General features: G+C 69.8%; 22 protein-coding genes and 1 pseudogene. 15 read left to right on the forward strand and 8 right to left on the reverse strand.

All coding sequences use genetic code 11. The features are described 5' to 3' along the window. Positions 1–938: pseudogene (locus ACHZD8_RS00785) on the reverse strand (DNA-directed RNA polymerase subunit beta); the annotation flags it as partial. A gap of 738 nt (positions 939–1,676) precedes the next feature. Continuing rightward, positions 1,677–2,039, reverse strand: coding sequence for a group 1 truncated hemoglobin (locus ACHZD8_RS00790; protein ID WP_394768180.1), 363 nt, complete (start codon positions 2,037–2,039; stop codon positions 1,677–1,679). Positions 2,040–2,169: 130 nt separating this feature from the next. Between ACHZD8_RS00790 and ACHZD8_RS00795 the strand changes: the two genes are divergently transcribed. From ACHZD8_RS00795 to ACHZD8_RS00810, 4 genes are read left to right on the forward strand one after another with little or no spacing between them, the layout of a single operon-like run. Continuing rightward, positions 2,170–3,036 carry a spermidine synthase gene (locus tag ACHZD8_RS00795; RefSeq protein WP_394768181.1) on the forward strand — a complete coding sequence of 289 codons (867 nt, stop codon included), beginning with the start codon at positions 2,170–2,172 and terminating at the stop codon, positions 3,034–3,036. A gap of 3 nt (positions 3,037–3,039) precedes the next feature. Continuing rightward, a complete protein-coding gene (locus ACHZD8_RS00800; RefSeq protein WP_394768182.1) occupies positions 3,040–4,167 on the forward strand; it encodes a PQQ-dependent sugar dehydrogenase in 1,128 nt (375 codons plus the stop codon). 10 nt (positions 4,168–4,177) lie between these two features. Then, positions 4,178–4,690, forward strand: a complete 513-nt coding sequence (locus ACHZD8_RS00805) for a tetratricopeptide repeat protein (protein WP_394768183.1) — start codon at positions 4,178–4,180, stop codon at positions 4,688–4,690. Further along, the gene (locus ACHZD8_RS00810; RefSeq protein WP_394768184.1) at positions 4,683–5,156 is read left to right on the forward strand and encodes a SprT-like domain-containing protein; all 474 of its coding nucleotides are present in this window, start codon (positions 4,683–4,685) and stop codon (positions 5,154–5,156) included. The genes ACHZD8_RS00805 and ACHZD8_RS00810 overlap by 8 nt, the downstream gene beginning before the upstream one ends. 10 nt (positions 5,157–5,166) lie before the next feature. Here ACHZD8_RS00810 and ACHZD8_RS00815 read toward each other — a convergent pair whose 3' ends face one another. Beyond that, the gene (locus tag ACHZD8_RS00815) at positions 5,167–5,619 is read right to left on the reverse strand and encodes an SRPBCC domain-containing protein (protein WP_394768185.1); all 453 of its coding nucleotides are present in this window, start codon (positions 5,617–5,619) and stop codon (positions 5,167–5,169) included. A gap of 92 nt (positions 5,620–5,711) precedes the next feature. Here ACHZD8_RS00815 and ACHZD8_RS00820 point away from each other — a divergent pair, with 92 nt between their 5' ends. Continuing rightward, the gene (locus tag ACHZD8_RS00820) at positions 5,712–6,302 is read left to right on the forward strand and encodes a CGNR zinc finger domain-containing protein (protein ID WP_394768186.1); all 591 of its coding nucleotides are present in this window, start codon (positions 5,712–5,714) and stop codon (positions 6,300–6,302) included. Here ACHZD8_RS00820 and ACHZD8_RS00825 read toward each other — a convergent pair. Beyond that, complete coding sequence (locus ACHZD8_RS00825; RefSeq protein WP_394768187.1) at positions 6,293–6,553, reverse strand: hypothetical protein; 261 nt, start codon at positions 6,551–6,553, stop codon at positions 6,293–6,295. The two genes, ACHZD8_RS00820 and ACHZD8_RS00825, sit on opposite strands and share 10 nt — an antisense overlap. Before the next feature lie 203 nt (positions 6,554–6,756). Further along, positions 6,757–7,059 (reverse strand): DUF427 domain-containing protein, encoded by a 303-nt coding sequence (locus ACHZD8_RS00830; protein WP_394768188.1) that lies wholly within the window; start codon positions 7,057–7,059, stop codon positions 6,757–6,759. Between the two features lie 105 nt (positions 7,060–7,164). Between ACHZD8_RS00830 and ACHZD8_RS00835 the strand changes: the two genes are divergently transcribed. The 4 genes from ACHZD8_RS00835 (at position 7,165) to ACHZD8_RS00850 (ending at position 10,936) form a co-directional block, all read left to right on the forward strand. Next, positions 7,165–7,632 carry a hypothetical protein gene (locus tag ACHZD8_RS00835; RefSeq protein WP_394768189.1) on the forward strand — a complete coding sequence of 156 codons (468 nt, stop codon included), beginning with the start codon at positions 7,165–7,167 and terminating at the stop codon, positions 7,630–7,632. A 94-nt stretch (positions 7,633–7,726) separates the two neighbouring features. Further along, positions 7,727–8,563: an SDR family NAD(P)-dependent oxidoreductase gene (locus ACHZD8_RS00840; protein WP_394768190.1), complete on the forward strand. Its 837-nt coding sequence runs from the start codon at positions 7,727–7,729 to the stop codon at positions 8,561–8,563. Further along, the gene (locus ACHZD8_RS00845) at positions 8,560–9,174 is read left to right on the forward strand and encodes a DUF1684 domain-containing protein (RefSeq protein WP_394768191.1); all 615 of its coding nucleotides are present in this window, start codon (positions 8,560–8,562) and stop codon (positions 9,172–9,174) included. Before ACHZD8_RS00840 ends, ACHZD8_RS00845 begins: the two co-directional genes overlap by 4 nt. Before the next feature lie 247 nt (positions 9,175–9,421). Further along, the gene (locus ACHZD8_RS00850) at positions 9,422–10,936 is read left to right on the forward strand and encodes a DEAD/DEAH box helicase (RefSeq protein ID WP_394768193.1); all 1,515 of its coding nucleotides are present in this window, start codon (positions 9,422–9,424) and stop codon (positions 10,934–10,936) included. Between the two features lie 501 nt (positions 10,937–11,437). Here ACHZD8_RS00850 and ACHZD8_RS00855 read toward each other — a convergent pair. Continuing rightward, on the reverse strand, positions 11,438–11,977 hold the full coding sequence (locus tag ACHZD8_RS00855) for an NUDIX hydrolase family protein (protein ID WP_394768194.1): 540 nt from the start codon (positions 11,975–11,977) through the stop codon (positions 11,438–11,440). Positions 11,978–12,038: 61 nt separating this feature from the next. On the opposite strand from ACHZD8_RS00855, the gene ACHZD8_RS00860 reads away from it, so the two are divergent. The 4 genes from ACHZD8_RS00860 (at position 12,039) to ACHZD8_RS00875 (ending at position 18,277) form a co-directional block, all read left to right on the forward strand. Continuing rightward, positions 12,039–12,215, forward strand: coding sequence for a hypothetical protein (locus tag ACHZD8_RS00860; protein WP_394768195.1), 177 nt, complete (start codon positions 12,039–12,041; stop codon positions 12,213–12,215). 75 nt (positions 12,216–12,290) lie between these two features. After that, on the forward strand, positions 12,291–16,895 hold the full coding sequence (locus tag ACHZD8_RS00865) for an ATP-dependent helicase (RefSeq protein ID WP_394768196.1): 4,605 nt from the start codon (positions 12,291–12,293) through the stop codon (positions 16,893–16,895). Beyond that, entirely contained in the window at positions 16,888–17,664 is a 777-nt protein-coding gene (locus ACHZD8_RS00870) for a DNA-formamidopyrimidine glycosylase family protein (RefSeq protein ID WP_394768197.1), read from the forward strand. The genes ACHZD8_RS00865 and ACHZD8_RS00870 overlap by 8 nt, the downstream gene beginning before the upstream one ends. A 58-nt stretch (positions 17,665–17,722) precedes the next feature. Then, a complete protein-coding gene (locus ACHZD8_RS00875) occupies positions 17,723–18,277 on the forward strand; it encodes a hypothetical protein (protein WP_394768199.1) in 555 nt (184 codons plus the stop codon). Here the strand turns inward: ACHZD8_RS00875 and ACHZD8_RS00880 are convergent. Together ACHZD8_RS00880 and ACHZD8_RS00885 are read right to left on the reverse strand one after the other, a co-directional pair. Further along, positions 18,274–18,741, reverse strand: a complete 468-nt coding sequence (locus ACHZD8_RS00880) for a hypothetical protein (RefSeq protein ID WP_394768200.1) — start codon at positions 18,739–18,741, stop codon at positions 18,274–18,276. The two genes, ACHZD8_RS00875 and ACHZD8_RS00880, sit on opposite strands and share 4 nt — an antisense overlap. Then, positions 18,738–19,385 (reverse strand): Pr6Pr family membrane protein, encoded by a 648-nt coding sequence (locus tag ACHZD8_RS00885; protein ID WP_394768201.1) that lies wholly within the window; start codon positions 19,383–19,385, stop codon positions 18,738–18,740. The genes ACHZD8_RS00880 and ACHZD8_RS00885 overlap by 4 nt, the downstream gene beginning before the upstream one ends. Before the next feature lie 223 nt (positions 19,386–19,608). Here ACHZD8_RS00885 and ACHZD8_RS00890 point away from each other — a divergent pair, with 223 nt between their 5' ends. Then, positions 19,609–20,385, forward strand: coding sequence for a hypothetical protein (locus tag ACHZD8_RS00890; protein WP_394768202.1), 777 nt, complete (start codon positions 19,609–19,611; stop codon positions 20,383–20,385). Between the two features lie 3 nt (positions 20,386–20,388). After that, the gene (locus ACHZD8_RS00895) at positions 20,389–21,021 is read left to right on the forward strand and encodes a DedA family protein (protein ID WP_394768203.1); all 633 of its coding nucleotides are present in this window, start codon (positions 20,389–20,391) and stop codon (positions 21,019–21,021) included. Position 21,022: the final 1 nt, after the last annotated feature.

Raw genomic sequence — 21,022 nt, forward strand, 5'->3', positions numbered from 1 at the left:
AGCTTGCGGTTGATCTTGTAACGACCAACCTTCGCGAGGTCGTAGCGCTTCGAGTTGAAGTAGAAGTTGTCGAGGAGCGCGCGGGCGGCCTCGGCGGCAACCTGCTCTCCCGGGCGGAGCTTGCGGTAGATGTCCTTGAGCGCCTCATCCTTGGTGAGGATGTTGTCCTTCTCGAGGGTGAGCTCGATCGAGGCGTAACCCTTGAACTCCTCGAGGATCTCCTCGCTGGTGAGTCCGAGTGCCTTGAGGAACACGGTCACCGACTGCTTGCGCTTGCGGTCGATGCGCACGCCGACCTGGTCGCGCTTGTCGATCTCGAACTCGAGCCACGCACCGCGACTCGGAATGATGCGGGCGGAGTAGATGTCCTTGTCGGAGGTCTTCTCCTGCTGGCGCTCGAAGTACACACCCGGGGAACGGACGAGCTGCGACACGACGACGCGCTCGGTTCCGTTGATGACGAACGTGCCCTTGGGGGTCATCAGGGGGAAGTCGCCCATGAACACCGTCTGGGTCTTGATCTCGCCCGTGAGGTGGTTCATGAACTCGGCCTCGACGTAGAGAGGAGCGGAGTAGGTCTTGCCCTTCTCCTTGCACTCGTCGATCGAGTACTTCTTCTCTTCGAGGAAGGGATTGGTGAACGACAGCTGCATCGTCGCGCCGAGGTCCTCGATGGGGGAGATCTCCTCGAAGATCTCCTCGAGGCCGGTGAGCGACGGAAGGTCCTGGCGGCCGGAGGCTTTGGCCTCTGCAGCGCGTTCCTTCCAGATGTCGTTTCCGACGAGCCAGTCGAAGCTCTCGGTCTGCAAAGCGAGCAGATCGGGAACTGTCAGGGTGTCCGTGATCTTCGCGAACGAGAGACGCTCAGCTGAGCGACCGTTCTTGGGAGATCCGTTTTTCGATGAGTTCGAGGTGGATGCGTTGCGCGCAACAGCCAAGGAAATAACCTCCGGTGGCCTTACAGGGGCCAGTTACAGTCGGTGATGGATCGCCCCAGAGAACCCGAAAGGGCTTGAGCCTCGGGCACGCGCAGCCGACCGCAATATGAAGGCAGAGAAATTCTGGGAGCGCAAAGAACAACTATAGTACGCAACTCGGCAAAATGTCCACTATGTTCTTGACCAGTTTCGAAGTTTCCTGTATAACCGGCGATTTCGGCCCGGAAGCGCCCGTAGCCGGCCGGTGGCTGCTCGTCGCGTCGGTGGCTTGGCGCGGTCGCGCGGTGGCTTGGCGCGCGGGCGCGGTGGCTTGGCGCGCGGGCGCGGTGGCGGCGCGCAACTGCGTGCCCGGGTGGTGCGGCGCTCCACCCCGCGGACGAGGTGCCGTGGCGCGCCGCGGTGTCGTGCCGCGGTGTCGTGCCGCAAACCGGGCGCTTGCGGCCAACAGGGCGTCTGCGGACAATCGGGGCCGGCGCGCTGGCCCCGATTGTCCGCGTTGGCCCCGGTTGAGCGCGGGCGGGGCGCGTCGTGCTGCCGTCCTCGCGGAGGGAGCTGTGTCCCTTCGCGGCGGGGAAACTGCATCGCGGAGGGAGGCGTAACCCCCGCCGCGATGCGGTTTCCCCGCCGCGAGGGTGCGCCGTGCGTGGGGCCGGGGCCGTAACTCCCGCCGCGACGTCGCAACTCCCGCCGTGAGCGAGCGCCCACGAGCTCCGGCGAGTTCCGGTGGCTCTGGCGGGCCTAGACGCCCGGCGGCGCAACCACGATGGCGCGAAGGGAGCGAAGCTGCTTGGTGACCTTGCGGGCCACATCGGGATCCGCCTCCACCGCGAGGAGCGCGGCGGAGAGATGGTCGATCACCGTGTCGAACGCCGCCCGCGAGATGCCCATGCCGCCGTGCACCGTGCGCAGGTCGCCGCCTCGGTACTCTTCCGGACCGCCGAGCGAGACGGCGAAGTAGGCCCGAAGCTGGGCGCGATACCTGGTGTGGTCCGCGTGGGCAAACCACCGGTCGAGCCCGGGGTCGGAGCTGATGCGGTCATAGAAGTCGGCGACAAGCCGCCTGATTCCGGGCTTGCCACCGAGCTGGTCGTACAAACTCATCTCGCCCCCGCGAACACTCAAATTTTCCTCAGCGTCGATTGTGCCCGAATGCGCGTTTCATGACAAATCCCCACTAAAGGGGCCACCCGTCCGGGGTGCCGGGCCCGGAGTTCTGTGGCAGGGTCGAAGGGTGACAGAACCGGCATCCGTGATCCTCGCGCTCAGCGGCTATCGCGCGGTCATCGAGGCCGACCGCTGGGTGCCCGGCAGCTACACCCTCGTCGTGGACGGTACACCCCAGTCCCACGTGAATCTCGATGACCCGAGCCAGCTGTTCTTCGAATACATCCAACGCATCGGCCACGTGATCGACCAGCTCGGGCTCCCGGGCGAGCCGATCACGGCTGTGCACCTCGGGGCGGGAGCCTTCACGCTGCCGCGCTACATCGAGGCGACGCGCCCCGGGTCGCGCCAGCAGGTGATCGAGATCGAGACCGACCTCGTCGACCTCGTTCGCGAGACCCTGCCGCTGCCCCGCGGCGCATCGATCCGCGTGCGCCACGGCGACGCGCGGGAGGTGCTTGGTCGCCTGCCCGGCGGCCTGCGCGGCCAGGTCGACCTCGTGGTGGTCGACGTCTTCAGCGGCGCCCGCACCCCGGCCCACGTGACGAGCCTCGAGTTCTACCGGGAGGCCGTGTCCCTCCTGAAGCCGGGCGGCGTGATCGTCGTCAACGTCGCCGACGGGCCCGGGCTCGCCTTTGCCCGAGGCCAGGCGGCCACGGTGCTCGCCGCGACCGGGCACGCCGCCGCACTCGCCGAGACGCAGATCCTCAAGGGTCGGCGGTTCGGAAACGTCGTGCTGGTGGGGTCGCGCGAGAAGCTCCCCCTCGAGTGGATGCCGCGCCTCCTCGCCGGCGGGCCGCATCCGTCAAAGGTCGTCGAGGGGTCTGAGCTGCGCAACTGGATCGCCGGCGCGGCGATCGTGACCGACGACACGGCCGTGCAGTCCCCTCCCCCCTCGAAGAACATCTTCCAGGTCGGCACCCGCGGGGACTAGCCGATGAGTCGCCGAGTGCCCCTGCTGGCCGCCGCGGCGGCCGGGTGCCTGGTGCTCGCCGCCTGCACGGCCCCGTCGCCCTCGCCGACTCCCCTGCCGCCCGCCCCCACGGCCACGAGCAGCGTCAAGACCGGGCCGGTACAGCCGGTGGGGGAACCGCGGATCCTCGCGCAGGGACTCGCCGCCCCGTGGTCGATCCTGAGACTCGGCGACTCCGACTCCACCCTGATCAGCGAGCGGGACAGCGGCACCGTGAGGGAGCTCACCGCCGCGGGCGAGCTGCGCGACGTCGGGGTCGTGGCCGGGGTGGTGCACCAGGGCGAGGGCGGCCTTCTCGGGCTCGAGGTGTTGCGCACCTCCGACCGCACCTGGCTCTACGCGTACCTCACCACGGCATCCGACAACCGCATCGAGAGGATGCCCCTCACCGGCTCGCCCGGCGGCTACGCGCTGGGCAGCCCCCAGACCGTGCTCGACGGACTCGCCAAGGCCGGCAACCACGACGGTGGGCGAATCAAGTTCGGGCCGGACGCCATGCTCTACGCCACTGTCGGCGACGCCGGACAGCCGTCGCGCGCGCAGGACCCGTCGTCGCTGAACGGCAAGATCCTGCGGATGACGGCCACCGGCGGCGTGCCGGCCGACAATCCCACGCGCGGTTCGCTCGTCTACTCGATGGGGCACCGCAATCCGCAGGGCCTCGCCTGGGACGCCTCCGGGCAACTCTGGGCGGCGGAGTTCGGGCAGAACACCTGGGACGAGCTCAACCGCATCGAGCCGGGGGCCAACTACGGCTGGCCCGTGGTGGAGGGCATCGGCGGGAGGTCGGGCTTCGTCGATCCGCTCTACCAGTGGCCCACCTCCGACGCGAGTCCGAGCGGACTCGCCTTCGTCGACGGCACCTTCTTCCTGGCCGCACTGCGCGGCGAGAGGCTCTGGGCGATCTCCCCCGCCACCGCCGCGCCGCCTGTGGCCTTTCTCGGTGGCACCTTCGGTCGCCTTCGGGATGCCGTGCCGGGTCCGAGCGGCACCCTCTGGCTACTCACCAACAACACCGACGGCCGGGGAACTCCGCACCAGGGTGACGACAAGCTCGTCGAGCTGCGCCTCGCACCGGTGTCCTCGGGTTAACCTCGAAGGGATGATCACCCCCTTTGACCCAGAAACCCTCCGCGAGATCGTGGACGAGAACGCCGCGCTCGCGCGGCTGAGCGAACTCGGCGACAGCCGCAGCACCGCTGCCCTGGGCGAGAAGGCCGAGCTCTACCGCCAGCTGGGTCGGCTCGACGAGGCGCTCCAGGCCGCTGAGCAGTGCTTTCGGCTCGCCCACTTCACCGGCGACCGCGAACAACTCACCCGGGCCAGGCTGCGCCGGGCGATCGTGTTCCAGTACCGCGGCGACCTCGAACGAGCGCTCGCCGAGATGGCGTCCTGCCGCGCGTCGTCCCGCATCGAGAGCTGGGATGCACTGGAGGCGACGGCCGCGCAGCACGAGGGCACCGTGCTGTTCGAGCTCGGCCGCTACGAGGAGGCCAAGGACTCCGTGGCGCACGCCCTCGACATCCGCCAGCGCACCGAGGCCCCGCGGGACCAGATCGAGGCCTCTCGTTTCGCCGTCGAGGTGATCATGCGCCGGAGCCTCAAGAATGGCTGACCTGGCCAGGGTGCGCACCTGGGCCAACGCCCTCATCGCCCTGCACCTCGACCCGAGCTGGTCGTTCGCCTTCGACTCGGCCAAGACGCGGGCTGGCCTCTGCAACTACACCTCGAAGAACATCTCGGTGTCGCGCTACCTCGCGTCACGGTACGACGACGACGAGGTGCACCAGGTGCTGCTGCACGAGGTTGCGCACGCGATGGCCGGCACGCGGGCCGGTCACGGCCCCCGCTGGAAGGCCGTCGCCGCCGACCTCGGCTACGAGGGCAAGAGACTGCACGACGGCGAGATCGCCAACGAACTCGCGCCCTGGGTGGGCCAGTGCCCCGCCGGGCACCTGCACTACCGCTACCGCAAGCCCACCCGAGCGCTCGCCTGCGGCCGGTGCTCGCGGCGATTCGACCCGGCCAACGCCATCAGCTGGACGCAGCGGGTGGTCGCCCGGCAGCGCCGCGCCGGGTAGGGCGCTCCGCTCAGGACAGGGTCGACGACTTCACGAACGGTGCGGTCAGCTGCCAGATCACGTTCTTCCAGTGGCCGAGCATCATGCGGCGCTCGTCGCGGTCGGCCAGCTGTTCGTGGTGGATGCCGATGGTGGTCCCGGTCGCCGCCTCGCGCACCGTCACCTGCAGCGTGGTTTCGTGCGGCCAGTCGTCGGGGCGCCAGGTGAGGCGGATCTTGGCGTTCGGCGTGTATGACCGCACCTCGCCGACCACGGCATCCCGCGTCTCGTACCGCGCACCCTTTTCCCGGGTGAGCGTGGTCTCGCCGAGCCAGACCGCGAGGCCATCGCCGAGCAGGTAGTCCCAGACGACCGCGAGGGGTGCGGTGACCGTCTCCCGAACACCCACCTCCCAGCCGGCATCCTTCGTCTTGCCGGTCGAGTCCTTGCCCTGGTCGCCCGTCGTGCCCTTGTCGCCTGTCATGCCTCAAGCCTCTCGCACTTTGCGCGCCCCGGTCGTCTGTGCAGGCAGAATTCGCCCCTCGCCGCTAGATGGTAACCGACTATATTGGTTACGTGAATACTGGTCAATGGTTCCTCTCGACCGACGGATCCCGGTGGTGGTTCGACTCTGGATCGCTCAGTCTCGACTTCGCGTACACCGGATCGATGGGCGCGAACCCCGAGTGGGAGAAGTTCCGGGCGCCGGGCGACCTCGGCGACTGGCTCGCCGGTCGGTTCGACCGGGTCACGGCCGAGGCGACCGAGGGCGACCTGGTTGACGCGCTCGCCCTCCGCTCCGCCATCGCGAACCTCGCGCACGCGGTGAGCGACGGTCGGCCGGCGAGCAGCGACGACATCGACACGGTCAATCTCTACGCGGCCACCCCCAACATCCCGCCCGCACTTGCCGGGGGCAGCCGACAGGCCGGGCGGAGCTCGGTGCGCGTCGGCCAGGCCCTGTCGAGCATCGCCCGCGATTCCGTCGAACTGTTCGGCGAGGTCGCCCACGGGCGCATTCGGCGGTGTGCGGCCGACGAGTGCGGGCTGATCTTCTTCGACGAGTCGAGATCCAACAACCGCCGCTGGTGCTCGATGCAGCGCTGCGGCAACCGTTCCAAGGTGCGCGCGCACCGGGCGCGGGCCGCGGCCGGCGACTATTCGTAGACCCGGATCAGCCGCCAGACCCGCGACTCGGGGTCGAGCCGCACGTCGAAGACGAGGGTTGTCCCCGTGTCGTCCGACCCCTGGAAGCGCCAGCCGTCGAGCGAGGGGGCCGGATGGGTGAGCGCGGAATAGTCCGGTTCCAGCCGCGTCGGGGTGTCGGTGACGCGACACCGGGTGCCGTTCCAGACCAGGCGCTGCGGGACTCCGCGCGGCGTGGTCCACACGGCCACCTCCTGCAGGGTGAATGCCATGGTCGCCTCCTCAGACCTTCGAACCTATGTTCGAATAATCTAACGCCGGCGACGGCGACACGCCAAGAGCCGTCTCCACGCATCCCTCCCGGAAGACGCAGGAGTTCCGGCTGAGAAACGACGTCACCACCCGAATTGGCGTACCGCGGCGCCGAATCTCCTGCGTTTTCAGCGACCGCGGCTGCGTTTCAGCAACCGGGGGGCTACTCGGTGACCCGCACTTCTTTCCAGAACGCCACGTAGTTGCTGTAGTCCTTGCCGACGCGCTCGAACGAGGTCGGATACGGGGTCGGGTAGCTCCAGGCGCGGTCCTGCAGAACCGTGTCGCCATCCTTCACTCCGAAGTACTGGCACTCGCCCTTCCACGGGCAGGTGTACGGGGTGGCGCTCTCCACGAGGTACTCGCTCTTCACGCTCTGCGGCGGAAAGTACCAGTTGCCCTCGATCTTGATCAGATCGTCCTGGGCCGCTTCGGCGATGACGATGTCTCCGAGTACTGCCTTCATGTGGTCCTCCAGTTGTGCGAAAACTTGCCTTTCGTGAGTAACGCGTCGCGTCGAATCTGCATTCCCGTGGCCGCGGATGTCCCCGGACGATGACAGACTGACGCGATGAGAGTGCTCCTCAAACTCGTTCTCGACTGCCCACCGGATGCCGCCTGGGCTGCCATCAGAAGCCCGCGAGGGCTGCGAGACGTGTCGGCCCCATTCACCACCTTCGAGTCGCTCGAGCCGGCCGGATTCCCCGACGCCTGGGAGGCGGGCGACCACCCGGTGCTCGTCAAGGCGTTCGGGCTCGTGCCGATCGGCGAGCAGATCATCGGGATCTCGTTCCCGGAACGCGAGGACGGGGTCCGCGTGATGCGCGACACCGGCCGGGGCCTCAGCGGGCCGCTCGCCCTCGTGACCTCGTGGCAGCATTCCATCGCGATCGCCCCGACCGCCGACGGGCGCACCCTGTACCGCGACCAACTCGTCTTCACCGCCGGCCCGGTCACCCCGCTGCTCTGGGTCGCGTATTGGGCGTTCTGGCAGTGGCGTGCCTTCGGCCTGCGCCGATTCGCCCCCACCTGGCGGTGAGAGCGGCCGGATCTGAGAACGGCCGGATCCGAACACGGCCGAACGTGAACACCGCGGGGTCGCGCCGTTCACCGAGCGGGGATATCCTCCGGGGATGACAATCACACTCATCACGGGAACCTCCACCGGCATCGGTTTGCAGGTGGCCGTTCAGGCCGCCCAGGCCGGCCACACGGTGGTCGCGACGATGCGCGACCTCGGCAAGGCCGACGCCCTGCGCTCCGCGGCGTCCGACGCGGGAGTGACCGTCGACATCCGCCAGCTTGATGTGACGGATGCCGCCTCGATCGCCTCCTGCATCGAGGCGACGGTCGCCACGCACGGGGCGATCGACGCCCTGATCAACAACGCCGGATCCGGTCATGTCGGCACGATCGAGCAGGAGGGCCTCGACGCCGTGCGGGACGTGATGGAGGTCAACTTCTTCGGCGTCGTCGCCACGACCAGGGCGGCGATGCCGCACCTGCGCGCGTCGAAGGGACGCGTGCTCACGGTGAGCAGCGTCGGCGGCATCGTCGGGCAGCCCTTCAACGAGGCGTACTGCGCCGCCAAGTTCGCCGTCGAGGGGTTCATGGAGGCTTTCGCCCCCGTGGCCGCGACCGTCGGCGTGCGGGTGAGCCTCGTGGAGCCGGGCGCCGTGAGCAGCGACTTCGTCGCCAACGTCGGTGTGGACGTGCCGGCGATGGTCGCCGCGGCGGGGGCCTACGGTCCGGCGCTGGCCAGCTACATCGCGCGAACTACCGCCGCCTTCTCCCCGGCAGCCGCCCAGACGCCGGCCGGTGCCGCCGCCGCCATCGTGGAGCTTCTGTTGGCCGAGACTCCGGCCGTGCGCATCCAGACCTCGGATGGGGCGCGCGCGTTCGTCGGACGCAAGCTCGCCGACCTCGACGGCTCGGCCGTGTTCAGCGAGACGATCGGATGGGTGTCATGACCCCCTTCGACGTCGCCGACTGGCGCCGACGGATCTTCGCCCTCTACGCCGAGGTGCGTTCCTCCACCGACCTGTTCGCCGCGCACGACCTGTGGCGGCGGGAACGGGACCGGATGTTCGCCGAGCATCCGGCCTCCCCGCTTCTGCCGGAGGACCTCGCCGCGTTCACCGGACTTCCAGTGACCCCGTACGACCCGGCCTGGCGGTTCGAGGTGGAGGTGCGCCCCGCGGAGCCGAAGCACATGGACTTCGAGACGGGAACCGACGGGATCGTGCCGTTCGACCTCATCGGCATCGCCGATGTGCCCGGCGTCGGCCCGCTCGACGTCTGGAAGCTCGGCAGCTATGGCGGCGGGATCTTCCTGCCGGTGAAGGACGCCCTCGCGGGCACGGTCGGCGGCACCTACGGCGGCGGTCGCTACCTCATCGACACGATCAAGGGCGCGGATCTCGGCCGCGGCGGCAGCCCGGACTCGCTCGTGCTCGACTTCAACTTCGCCTACAACCCGAGCTGTGCATACGACCCGGAGTGGGCCTGCCCGCTGGCCCAGGCCGGCAACCGCGTGCCCGTGGAGATTCCGGCCGGCGAGCGCTACAGCGGCAACTATTAGCCGCGCGGTGTCGCCTGAGGGCCCGAAATCACGTGGGTGCTATGCTGGGGATACCTGTGAAACCACGACGGTTTCCCTGCGTCGTTGAACGCTCCCTCTTCTCGTCCGCCTCGGCAGACTCGTAGATACTTCTCCGGCGAACGGATGTGGCCATCGCCACCTTCGCCATTCACACCGATGCGCCGTGCCAATCGACACGACCGCATCCCGGTGTGCACCGATGCCCGAAAGGCACCACACCATCACCATGTCTGAAACCATCACCTCCTTCGGCGCGCTCGGCGTGCCGCAGCCGCTCGTCGCGAAGCTCGCGGCGGCCGGAATCGAGTCCCCGTTCCCCATCCAGGTCGACACGCTTCCCGACACGCTCGCCGGTCGCGACGTGCTCGGCCGCGGCAAGACCGGCTCGGGCAAGACCCTCGCCTTCGCCCTGCCGATGATCGCCCGCCTCGGCGGCAAGCTCGCCGGCGGCCAGCGCCGCCCGGGCCGTCCGCTCGGCCTCATCCTCGCGCCGACCCGCGAGCTCGCCACCCAGATCACCACGGCCATGGAGCCGCTCGCCTCGGCGTACGGCCTCAAGCTCACCACGATCTTCGGCGGCGTCTCGCAGCAGCGACAGGTCGCCGCGCTCAAGGGCGGCATCGACATCGTCGTGGCCTGCCCCGGCCGCCTCGAGGACCTCATGAAGCAGGGCTTCGTCTCGCTCGACGCGATCGAGATCACCGTGCTCGACGAGGCCGACCACATGGCCGACCTCGGCTTCCTGCCGGTCGTCACGCGCATCATGGACAAGACCCCGAACAGTGGACAGCGGATGCTCTTCAGCGCCACGCTGGACAACGGCGTCGACCGCCTCGTGAAGAAGTACCTCCACAACGAGGTGCTGCACTCCGTGGACGAGGCCACCTCCCACGTCTCCGCGATGACCCATCACGTGTTCGAGGTCGACTCGGTGGAGGCCAAGCGCCTGCTCATCGAGAAGCTCGCCTCGGGCACCGGCCGCCGCATCCTCTTCATGCGCACCAAGCACCACGCCAAGAAGCTGGCCAAGCAGCTGACCGACGCCGGCATCCCGGCCGTCGACCTGCACGGCAACCTCTCGCAGGTGCAGCGTGACCGCAACCTCGCCGCCTTCTCCGCCGGCACCTCCCGCGTTCTCGTGGCCACGGATGTCGCTGCCCGCGGCGTGCACGTGGACGACATCGAGCTCGTGATCCACGTCGACCCGCCGGCCGAGCACAAGGCGTACCTGCACCGCTCCGGACGCACCGCGCGCGCCGGCAAGGAGGGCGAGGTCGTCACGATCGTGCTGCCCACCCAGCGCAAGGACACCGCGGCTCTGCTCCGCAAGGCCGAGATCACCGTGACCCCGCAGCACGTCACCGCCGATTCGGCCGCCGTCGCCGCCCTCGTGGGCGACGTCGCGGCCTGGGTCAAGCCCGCCCCGCGGGCCGCCGTGCAGCCGCAGGGCCAGCCGCGCCAGTCGCAGGGTGGACGCTCGCAGGGCCAGGGCCGCTCGCAGGGCGCGAACGCCCAGCGCAAGCGTGCCAACCGGGACGGATCATCGGCAGCCCCGCGCTCCGACCGCGCCACCGGCGGCTCGCGCAACTTCTACAGCACCGGCAGCGGTGACGCGCCGTCCAGCGCGCCCCGCTCGGGCGGCAGCGGAGCGGGCGCCGGTCGCGCCGGTTCCGGCGGCGGACTCGTCGGGATGTCGCAGGGCGGCGGCGCCGGACGTCGTCGCAGCGCCGGCGGCCGCTAGCCAGCAGCATTCGAAGAGGGGCCCTCGCACTCGTGCGGGGGCCCTTTCGCGTCCCCGCCTCGTGCGCAACTCCGGCAATATTCCGCCCGGAGGCCGAAAACCCGGTGTTCAGGGGTCCGGAGCGGCGGATTGCAGGAGTTATGCACGCCGGGCTTCGGGGAGCCGGCACGAGGAGCCGGGCAGAGCTGCGCACGAGGAGCTGGGCAGAGCCGGGCACGAGGCCGCCGCGTGGAGCCGGGGGGTGGAGCCGTGGGGTGGAGCCGCGGCGCCGTGCGTGTGTGCATAACTCCTGCAATTCGACGCCGAAAGGCCGGAACAGGGGCAGTCTCGGCACTGAGGCAGGCGATTTGCAGGAGTTATGCACGCTGGCACGGGATGCCGGGAAGGCCGTGAGGCCGTGAGGCCGTGAGGCCGTGAGGCAGCGAGGGCGCGAGGGCGAGGCGCCGCGCGAGTCGGGCGCGCGGCCGCGAGGCAGCGCGACCGTGGCGCCGAAGACCCGCGCTAGTAGAGGGCGCCGAGCGACGCGAGTGCCGCCCGCACGAGGGAGCCGCGGCCGCCCTCCATCTCGGCGGAGACGGCATCCGATGCGGCCTCGGAGGGCGTCATCCAGGTGAGTTCGAGGGCGTCCTGGCGCGGGTCGCAGGTGCCGGTCACCGGTACGACGTAGGCGAGGGAGACGGCGTGCTGGCGGTCATCGGTGAACTGGGCCCCGGGGAACGGAAAGTACTCCGCCACCGAGAACGGCACCGGGCTCGCCGGCAGCAGCGGGAACGCCATCGGGCCGAGATCCTTCTCGAGGTGCCGGAACAGCGCCGTGCGCAGGCTCTCCCCGTACATCACGCGTCCGGAGACGAGCGTGCGGGTGATCGCCCCGGCCGCGTTGGCGCGAAGCAGGATGCCGACCTCGGTCACCTGGCCGACGCCATCCACGCGCACCGGCACTGCCTCCACGTAGAGCAGGGGCAGTCGCCGCCGGGTCTCGGCGAGCTCCTCATCGGACAACCAGCCGGAGTTCGGATCGGGGGTGCCTACGGAGCTCATGCTCCATTCTCACTTAAAGCCGGCACGTGACGCGCACCGGCGACCTGTGCCACGATCAGCCATGGATTACTCACAATTTCAGGGCCTCGGCATCGTGGCCATCATCATCGGCGTCGTCCTGTACGCGGCGGGCATCGCGCTCGGCATCTTCATCAGCTATCTCGTGATCCGGGCCGGGGTGCGACGCGGGATGCGGGACCACTACGAGTGGGTGCAGCGCCAGAACCGTCCGCTCTAGCCGCCGACGGGTGGCGGAGGAACGCTGTCAGCGAAGAGCGTCCGCAATGTCGGCCCGCCGGGGCAGGATAGACGGATGAGCACCGTGCTCGAGCGTTTCTCGCCGGCCACCCGCGAGTGGTTCGCCGGCGCCTTCAGCGCGCCGACACCGGCCCAGCTCGGCGCCTGGGACGCGATCACGGGCGGCTCGAACGCGCTCGTCGTCGCGCCGACCGGATCGGGCAAGACGCTCGCCGCCTTCCTCTGGGCCATCGACCGGCTCGCGACCACGCCGGCCCCCGACGACCCGAACCACCGCACCCGGGTGCTCTACATCAGCCCGCTCAAGGCCCTCGCGGTGGACGTGGAGCGCAACCTGCGCTCCCCGCTGGTGGGCGTCACGCAGACCGCGAAGCGGCTCGGGATGACGCCCCCCGAGGTGACCGTCGGCGTGCGATCGGGCGACACCACCTCGTCAGACCGGCGGCTGCTGCAGCGGCGCCCGCCGGACATCCTGATCACCACTCCGGAGTCCCTCTACCTCATGCTCACGGCCTCGGCGCGGGACACCCTGCGCGGCGTGACGACGGTGATCGTGGACGAGGTGCACGCGGTGGCGTCGACGAAGCGGGGCGCCCACCTGGCCCTCTCGCTCGAACGCCTCGACCTGCTGCTCGACCGGCCGGCCCAGCGGATCGGCCTCTCTGCCACCGTGCGCCCGAAGGAGGAGGTGGCGCGGTTTCTCTCCGGCGGCGCACCGGTGACGATCGTCGCCCCGAAGTCGACGAAGAAGTTCGACCTCACCGTGGTCGTGCCGGTGGAGGACATGACGGAGCTCGGCACCTCGGCGGTTTCCGAGGGCTCGGCGGCGGGGGCGACGACGACCCAGGGCTCGATCTGGCCGCACGTGGAGGAACAGATCGTGGACCGCATCCTCGAGCACCGGTCCACGATCGTCTTCGCCAACTCCCGTCGGCTCGCCGAGCGGCTCACGGCGAGACTCAACGAGATCTACTCCGACCGCCTCGCCGAGGCGGCCGATCGGCAGCTCGTGGCGGTGGGCGCCGAGGCCCCGTCTTCGAGCGCCCCGGCGCATCCGCCTGCCCAGCTGATGGCGCAGGCCGGCCAGACCTCGGGGGCCGCCCCGTTGCTCGCCCGCGCGCACCACGGCTCGGTGTCGAAGGACCAGCGGGCCCTGATCGAGGACGACCTCAAGTCCGGTCGGCTGCGCTGCGTCGTGGCGACCAGCTCGCTCGAGCTGGGCATCGACATGGGCGCCGTCGATCTGGTGATCCAGGTCGAGTCGCCTCCGTCCGTGGCGAGCGGCCTGCAGCGGGTGGGCCGCGCCGGACACCAGGTGGGAGAGGTATCGCGCGGAATCATCTTTCCCAAGCACCGCGCCGACCTCATCCACTCCGCCGTGGCGAGCGAGCGGATGTCCGCCGGGCTGATCGAGGCGATGCGGATCCCGCAGAATCCCCTCGACGTGCTCGCCCAACAGACCGTGGCCGCCGTGGCGCTCGACTCGATCGACGTGGACGACTGGTTCGAGACCGTGCGGCGCAGCGCGCCGTTCGCCACCCTTCCCCGCTCGGCCTACGACGCGACGCTCGACCTGCTGAGCGGGCTCTACCCGTCTGACGAGTTCGCCGAGCTTCGACCGCGCATCGTCTGGGACCGGGTGGGCGGCCGGCTCACCGGGCGACCGGGAGCGCAGCGCCTTGCCGTGACCTCGGGCGGCACGATCCCCGACCGCGGCCTCTTCGGGGTGTTCATGGTCGGTTCCGCGGCCGACGGCGCGGCGCGCGGTTCGGGCAGCGAATCGAAACGGGTGGGCGAACTCGACGAGGAGATGGTCTACGAGTCGCGCGTCGGGGACGTGTTCGCGCTCGGGGCCACGAGCTGGCGCATCGAGGACATCACTCACGACCGGGTGATCGTCTCCCCCGCCTTCGGGCAGCCAGGCAAGGTGCCGTTCTGGAAGGGCGACGGCATCGGGCGACCCGCCGAGCTCGGCAGGGCCATCGGCGAGTTCACCCGGGAGATCTCCTCCGCGACGGATGAGGTGGCCAGGGCCCGCGCCCTCACCGGCGGGCTCGACCCGCGCGCAGTCAACAATCTGGTGGCGTTCATCGACGACCAGCGCCGGGCGACCGGCCACGTGCCCACCGATCGCACCCTCGTGGTGGAGCGCTTCCGCGACGAGCTCGGCGACTGGCGCGTGGTGCTGCATTCCCCGTACGGCATGCAGGTGCACGCGCCGTGGGCGCTCGCCGTCGGAGCCCGCATCCGGGAGCGATTCGGGCTCGAGGGCGCCGCGATGGCGAGCGACGACGGCGTCATCCTGCGCATCCCGGACACCGAGAGCGAACCGCCGGGCGCCGACCTCTTCGTCTTCGACCCGGCCGAACTCCGCGACATCGTCACCGAGGAGGTGGGCGGCTCGGCCCTCTTCGCCTCGCGCTTCCGGGAGTGCGCGGCGCGGGCGCTGCTGCTGCCGCGCTACAACCCGGGGCGCCGTTCGCCGCTCTGGCAGCAACGCCAACGCGCGTCGCAGCTGCTGGATGTCGCGCGCAAGTACCCGAGCTTTCCGATCGTGCTCGAGGCCGTGCGGGAGGTTCTGCAGGACGTCTACGACCTGCCGGCCCTCACCGCGCTCGCCGAACAGATCGAGAACCGCCGCATCCGGATCGTGGAGACCGAGACCCAGCAGGCCAGCCCCTTCGCGCGCTCCCTGCTCTTCGGCTACGTCGCCGCGTTCATGTATGAGGGCGACTCGCCGCTGGCCGAACGCCGGGCCGCCGCCCTGTCCCTCGACCCGACCCTGCTCGCCGAGCTGCTCGGCCGTGCCGAGTTGCGCGAGCTGCTCGACCCGGCGGTGATCGAGCAGACCGAGCTCGAACTGCAGCGGCTGGCCCCCGACCGACGCGCCCGCGGGCTGGAGGGGGTCGTCGACCTGCTTCGACTGCTCGGGCCGCTCTCGGTGTCCGAGATCGTGGAGAGGCTGGAGCCGGCGGCCGAGGTCGTGGCGGGGGGCACCCTCGACACGGGCCTGCGCGAGCTCGAGCGGGCCAACCGCATCTGGCGGGCCGGCGGCGAGCGCTGGGCGATCATCGAGGATGCCGCGCGGTTGCGTGACGCCCTCGGCACCCCGCTGCCGATCGGCATCCCCACCGCGTTCATCGAACCGGTGGAGGACCCGTTGGGCGACCTGGTGAGCCGCTTCGCCCGCACCCACGCGCCGTTCACCGTCGCCGCCGTCGCCGAACGCTTCGGCCTCGGCACGGCGGTGGTGCAGGATGCCCTGCGCCGGCTGGCCGCCCAGCGACGCGTGGCGGAGGGCGAGTTCCGCCCCGGCGCGACCGGAAGCGAGTGGTGCGACGTGGAGGTTCTGCGCCGCCTGCGCAGCCGGTCCCTCGCGGCGCTCCGGCACGAGGTGGAGCCGGTGGATGCGGCGACCCTCGCCCGGTTCCTGCCGGCCTGGCAGCACGTCGACGAGCCGCTGCGCGGGGTCGACGGCCTCGCCGCGGTCATCGACCAGCTCGCCGGTGTCGCGCTGCCGGCATCCGCCTGGGAGACGCTCGTGCTTCCGTCCCGCGTGCAGGGCTACTCCCCCGTGATGCTCGACGAGCTGACCGCGAGCGGCGAGGTGATCTGGTCGGGCGGCGGGGCGCTGGCCGGCAACGACGGCTGGATGAGCCTGCACCTCGCCGAGACGGCCGGCCTCACCCTGCCGGAGCCGACCGGCGCCGAGACCACCGAACTCCAGCGCAGCATCCTCGCGAGCCTGGCCGGTGGCGGAGCCTACTTCTTCCGGCAGTTGTCCAACGCGGTCGGCAGCACCGACGACGGCGAACTCGTCGCCGCGCTCTGGGACCTGGTCTGGTCCGGGCTCGTCACCAACGACACTCTCGCGCCGCTGCGCGCGTACCTCGGCGCGACGACCACCCGGCCGAGGGCGGTCCCGCGATCCCGCGCCTACCGCGGGCGGGCGAGGGCTGCACTGCCGAGCCAGGCCGGCCCGCCGAGCGCCGCCGGGCGCTGGTCGCTCCTGCCCCTCGCCGAGCCGGACGCGACGGTGCGCGGCGTGGCGACCGCGGAGCAACTGCTCGAACGGTACGGCGTCGTCACCCGGGGATCGGTCGTGAGCGAGGGTCTGCGGGGCGGCTTTGCGCTCGCCTATCGCGTGCTCAGCGGATTCGAGCAGACCGGTCGGGCCCGACGCGGTTACTTCGTGGAGGGTCTCGGCGCCGCGCAGTTCGCCACCGGCGCCACGGTCGACCGGCTTCGCGCCTTCTCCCGCGAACCGGACCCGGACCGCCCGCTCGCCGCACTGACGCTGGCCGCGACCGACCCGGCGAACGCCTACGGCGCCGCCCTGCCCTGGCCGGTGAGCCCGTCCGACGACGATGAACGGCGCGGTCACCGGCCGGGACGCAAGGCCGGCGCCCTCGTCGTGCTCGTGGACGGCGAGCTCGCCCTCTATGTGGAGCGCGGCGGCAAGACCATGCTCACCTTCGGGGCGTCGGAGCCGGCCATCGCCGCCGCCGCCGAGTCGCTGGCGCGCACCGTGCTGCGCTTGCGCGGGCGGCTCAAGGTGGAGCGTGTCGACGGCAGTTTCGTGATCGGAACCCCGGTCGGCACTGCCCTCGCCGCCGCGGGGTTCAGCGTCACACCGCAGGGACTACGGTTGCGTGCCTGAGGGCGACACCGTCTACCGCACGGCGAAGAACCTCGACGCCGCACTGCGCGGGGACACGCTCACCCGGTGCGACATCCGGGTTCCCGCCTTCGCGACGGTGGATCTCACCGGAGACACCGTGGAGAGCGTCGTCAGCCGCGGCAAACACCTGCTGATCCGCGTTGGGGAGCACAGCATCCACAGCCACCTCAAGATGGAGGGCTCCTGGCACCTCTACCGGCACGGCACGAAGTGGCGTCGTCCGGCGTGGCAGGCCCGGGCGATCCTCGAAACCGATGACTGGGTGGCCGTGGGCTTCGAGCTCGGAGTGCTCGACGTCGTGGCGCGCGACGACGAGTCGAGCGTCGTCGGGTATCTCGGACCGGATCTGCTCGGGCCCGACTGGGACGCGGACGAGGCCCTCCGGCGCCTCACCGCCGACCCGTCCCGCGCGGTCGGCCTCGCCCTGCTCGACCAGCGGGTGATGGCGGGCCTGGGCAACGTCTACCGCAACGAGCTCTGTTTTCTGCGGGGCATCCTGCCCACCCGCCCGGTCGAAGACGTCGACAGGCCGGAGCGACTCGTCGATCTCGCCCAACGCCTCATCGACGCCAACAAGGATCGGGTGGAGCGCACGACGACGGGCTCGCTTCGTGGCGAGACCGCCTGGGTCTACCGCCGGGAGGGCAAGCCGTGTCTGCGCTGCGGAACCCGGATCGAACACGGTGAACTGGGCGACACGGCTCTGGAGCTGCGGGACGTCTATTGGTGTCCTCGGTGCCAAAGCTGATAATCCCTCTGCTGTGGGGCTATGGTGTGGATCACACAACTTCTTGGGGGAAATTTCTGTGACCACGCCTGCCCTGTCCGAATCGAACCAACCGGCCGTACTGGAGAACGTCGTGCGGGGCGCCATCTTCGCCCTGCTCGCCCTGCCTGTCGGGGTGATCCTCTGGGTCGTGATCTGGAACCTCGGTGTCGTCTCGGCCATCGTCGCCTTCGTCGTCGCGGCCGCGGCCGCCTGGCTCTATCGGAAGGGTTCCGGCGGACGGGTCGGCTTCAGCGGCGCCCTCGTCATCTCCGGGGTCGTGCTCGCGACGCCCCTGCTGAGCTTCTACTGCGGACTCGTCTCCGACTGGGTTCGGGCGGTCGTCGACCAAACCGGCCTCAACCCGATCCAGGCTCTCGCGGCCCCGGGCTTCTGGCCGTCCTTCAACTCGGTGTTCGGCGAACTGCTCAAGTCCGACCTGCCCAACCTCGGGCTCGCGCTGCTCTTCGGAGCGCTCGGCGCATTCACGGTGCTGCGCCGCGCGTTCGCGTCGGCCCGTGCGCAGTCGACTCCGGTGCCCCTCGAGCCGCTCTTCCCCCGCCCCGAACAGCCGAAGGCCGATCCGGAAGGCTAGCGACGGCCGCGCGGCGACCGCGCCGCAAAGAGGAACAGCGTGCCCGTCGCCGTGGCGAGACCGAGGACGATGAGCATCGGCGCGCCGATCGTGTACGCCTGCAGCAGGTAGTAGTCGGAGCTGCCCCCGCCGCCGGACGTGTTGAGGGTGTCCAGGCGGTCGCTGATGAAGCGCAGCAGGTAGAGTCCGATGCCGATGAAGACCGCGCTGAGCACCCAGAGCGCAAGGAGAAACACATTCGGCCGAAGGGAGATGGTCTCCGGCTCGGCGTCGGCGGCCGGCTCCTCCTCGACCGCGATCGGCTGTGCGGGCTCGACGATCGGCACGGCCCGATCGCTCCGCTCGACCTTCGATTCCGCGGGAGGCCGCTGCTCTCGCCCGTGCACCGTCGGGTCGTAGCCGGGCTGGAACGCCGGGTCGAATCGTGGATCGAATCCCGGCTCATCCCTCGACGCACCGGTCATGGTTGCTCCGCCGCGATGTCGGTCGAGGTCTCGAACCGGATGCGAAGAGACGTGGTCCAGGACTGGAGCCACGCGAAGAGGAACGCGCCCACGGCTATGCCGATGCTCGTGACGATCACCGGACCGTACCCCGCGGTCCTCGGGTCGAGGAACGGGTACGGATACCAGTCGGCGATGGGGCCGCGGATGAGGCTGTAGGCCAGGTAGACGATCGGAAAGATGAGCCACACCATGGCTTGACGCAGGTGGATGCGGAACTTCGGCAGGTCGATGAGCCAGTCGACCACCATGGCCACCGGGATCACGAAGTGCAGCACCGTGTTCACCCACGGCACCGCGGTATCCACCTCCACGTTCCGCAGCAGCAGCCCATAGACGATGCCGGTGATGGTCATGTAGATGGTGGCCGCCCCGCGCAGGTACTCCACCCAGCGGGGATGCGCCCCGCGCAGAATGTAGGCGCCCGAGACCGCGAGCGAGACCACCGCGATGATGTTCGACTCCACGGTGAAGAAACTGAAGAAGTTGACCGGCTTGTAGTCGGGGATGTTCTGCAGGTTGTAGAGGTACTGGGCGAGCAGGCCGGCAAGGCCGAGGGCGGCGAAAAAGAATCGGTAGACGCCGAGGCCCTGTTCTCTGCTCATGGGCTGATCCTATTGTCCGCACGGGACTTTGTCAGGCCACCACGGGACCTTCGGCCCGCCGCGGCCGACCGCTGCCGCCTAGCGTCGCTCGAGGTGCCCAGCGCGCCGAATTCGAAACCCCCGTCGCCCCGGAATCCCCACGAGAATCGCGGAACCGTGCTGTTAGGGTTGCCTAAGTTGGGCTAGTTAAAACGTGCTAGTTCTCTTACCTGAAAGGGCTCACATGAGCTACGTCAAATCCGCCCTGCTCGAAGAGAAGGGCTTCGTGATCCTGGACCGATACGACCAGGGCAGCGACCCCCAGGAGTGGCTGGACCTCGAATACGTCGACTGGAAGTCATCCGGTGACACCCGCTTCGCGCCTCTCGCCAGCGCCTTCGGCGAGATCGAGGTGAACGGATTCTGGAACCACACCCCGCCCCGGACCGACAAGGACGGCGTGTGGATCGACTCCCAGGTCGCCAAGGCGCCTCACCTCGTGCGGCGGGCCACCGAGCCGGGCGCGAACGTGGGTCGGTGCCGCGTGATCGAGTTGCAGCCCAACGACTACGCCAACACGCTCTACAACCTGCACCAGGACGACAACAACCGGCTCAACCCGGACGGCAGCGGCTGGATCGTGCGTGGGTTCTTCAACCTCACGGATGACGCCGAGTCCTTCCTGACCCTGCGCGAAGACCGCTTCAACCCGTCATCCGAGATCCGCATCGCGCTTCCGGCGGGCGCCCAGCTCATCGTGGACACCCAGCGTTTCTGGCACGCCGTCTGGCACAAGGGGCCGGAGCCCCGCTACTGCCTGATCACGTCGTGGGAGTCGGGCCCCGCGCTCGACGCCTACATCGAGAAGCACCACGGCACCAACGAGCACGAGAATCCGTACCTCGACCCCCAGGTGATCGCGGATGCCCAGGCCGATGTGCAGCGCCGCCTCTCCGAGCGCTCGGCCTCACTCGCGTCCCGCGGTCGGCCAGACGATAACCCGGTCGACCCAGAGGCCTAGACCATGCCCGTTCACGCGGCAGCGCTCGACGGGCAGGTGTCGAGCTGGCTCACGACCTTCGGGCCGATCCTCTTCTACGCCATCGTCTTCGGCCTCGTGTTCGCCGGCACCGGACTCTTCATCGGCGTGTTCATCCCCTTCGTCACGGGCGACTCACTGCTCTTCGCGGCCGGCCTGCTCGCCGCCGGCTCTGACGCACTCAACATCTGGGTGCTCGCCATCGGCGTCGGGGTCGCCGCGTTCCTCGGCGACCAGGTCGGCTTCCTGCTCGGGCGGCACTACGGCCGCCCCTACCTCGATCGGCGCAGCGGGGCGTGGGTGCGCCGCGGTGTCGTGCGCGCGGAGAAGTTCTACACCGACCTGGGCTGGTGGGCCGTCGTGGTGGCCCGCTTCATCCCGTGGGGCCGGGTGCTCGTTCCGCCGGTGGCCGGCATCGCCCGCATGGACTACCTCAAGTTCGTCGCGGCGAACCTCGTCGGCGCGCTCGCCTGGGGTGTGCTGCTCGTGGTCACCGGGTACTTTGCGGCCAGCATCCCCGCCGTCAGGTCCGCCGCCTATGCGGTGGGCGGGTTCTTCATCCTCGCCTCGATCGTCGCGGGCGTCGTCGCGTGGAGGCGCAACCGCGCCTCGGCCTGAC

It is taken from the genome of Lacisediminihabitans sp. (assembly GCF_043726815.1).
In the GTDB taxonomy this organism is placed as follows: domain Bacteria; phylum Actinomycetota; class Actinomycetes; order Actinomycetales; family Microbacteriaceae; genus Lacisediminihabitans.

Bases quoted from the DNA above. Each gene is read 5' to 3' on its own strand.
- ACHZD8_RS00790 (WP_394768180.1), bottom strand. From the start codon at position 2,039: ATGAGTTTGTACGACCAGCTCGGTGGCAAGCCCGGAATCAGGCGGCTT.
- ACHZD8_RS00800 (WP_394768182.1), top strand. From the start codon at position 3,040: ATGAGTCGCCGAGTGCCCCTGCTGGCCGCCGCGGCGGCCGGGTGCCTG.
- ACHZD8_RS00805 (WP_394768183.1), top strand. From the start codon at position 4,178: ATGATCACCCCCTTTGACCCAGAAACCCTCCGCGAGATCGTGGACGAG.
- ACHZD8_RS00810 (WP_394768184.1), top strand. From the start codon at position 4,683: ATGGCTGACCTGGCCAGGGTGCGCACCTGGGCCAACGCCCTCATCGCC.
- ACHZD8_RS00815 (WP_394768185.1), bottom strand. From the start codon at position 5,619: ATGACAGGCGACAAGGGCACGACGGGCGACCAGGGCAAGGACTCGACC.
- ACHZD8_RS00825 (WP_394768187.1), bottom strand. From the start codon at position 6,553: ATGGCATTCACCCTGCAGGAGGTGGCCGTGTGGACCACGCCGCGCGGA.
- ACHZD8_RS00830 (WP_394768188.1), bottom strand. From the start codon at position 7,059: ATGAAGGCAGTACTCGGAGACATCGTCATCGCCGAAGCGGCCCAGGAC.
- ACHZD8_RS00835 (WP_394768189.1), top strand. From the start codon at position 7,165: ATGAGAGTGCTCCTCAAACTCGTTCTCGACTGCCCACCGGATGCCGCC.
- ACHZD8_RS00840 (WP_394768190.1), top strand. From the start codon at position 7,727: ATGACAATCACACTCATCACGGGAACCTCCACCGGCATCGGTTTGCAG.
- ACHZD8_RS00845 (WP_394768191.1), top strand. From the start codon at position 8,560: ATGACCCCCTTCGACGTCGCCGACTGGCGCCGACGGATCTTCGCCCTC.
- ACHZD8_RS00850 (WP_394768193.1), top strand. From the start codon at position 9,422: ATGTCTGAAACCATCACCTCCTTCGGCGCGCTCGGCGTGCCGCAGCCG.
- ACHZD8_RS00855 (WP_394768194.1), bottom strand. From the start codon at position 11,977: ATGAGCTCCGTAGGCACCCCCGATCCGAACTCCGGCTGGTTGTCCGAT.
- ACHZD8_RS00860 (WP_394768195.1), top strand. From the start codon at position 12,039: ATGGATTACTCACAATTTCAGGGCCTCGGCATCGTGGCCATCATCATC.
- ACHZD8_RS00865 (WP_394768196.1), top strand. From the start codon at position 12,291: ATGAGCACCGTGCTCGAGCGTTTCTCGCCGGCCACCCGCGAGTGGTTC.
- ACHZD8_RS00880 (WP_394768200.1), bottom strand. From the start codon at position 18,741: ATGACCGGTGCGTCGAGGGATGAGCCGGGATTCGATCCACGATTCGAC.
- ACHZD8_RS00885 (WP_394768201.1), bottom strand. From the start codon at position 19,385: ATGAGCAGAGAACAGGGCCTCGGCGTCTACCGATTCTTTTTCGCCGCC.
- ACHZD8_RS00890 (WP_394768202.1), top strand. From the start codon at position 19,609: ATGAGCTACGTCAAATCCGCCCTGCTCGAAGAGAAGGGCTTCGTGATC.
- ACHZD8_RS00895 (WP_394768203.1), top strand. From the start codon at position 20,389: ATGCCCGTTCACGCGGCAGCGCTCGACGGGCAGGTGTCGAGCTGGCTC.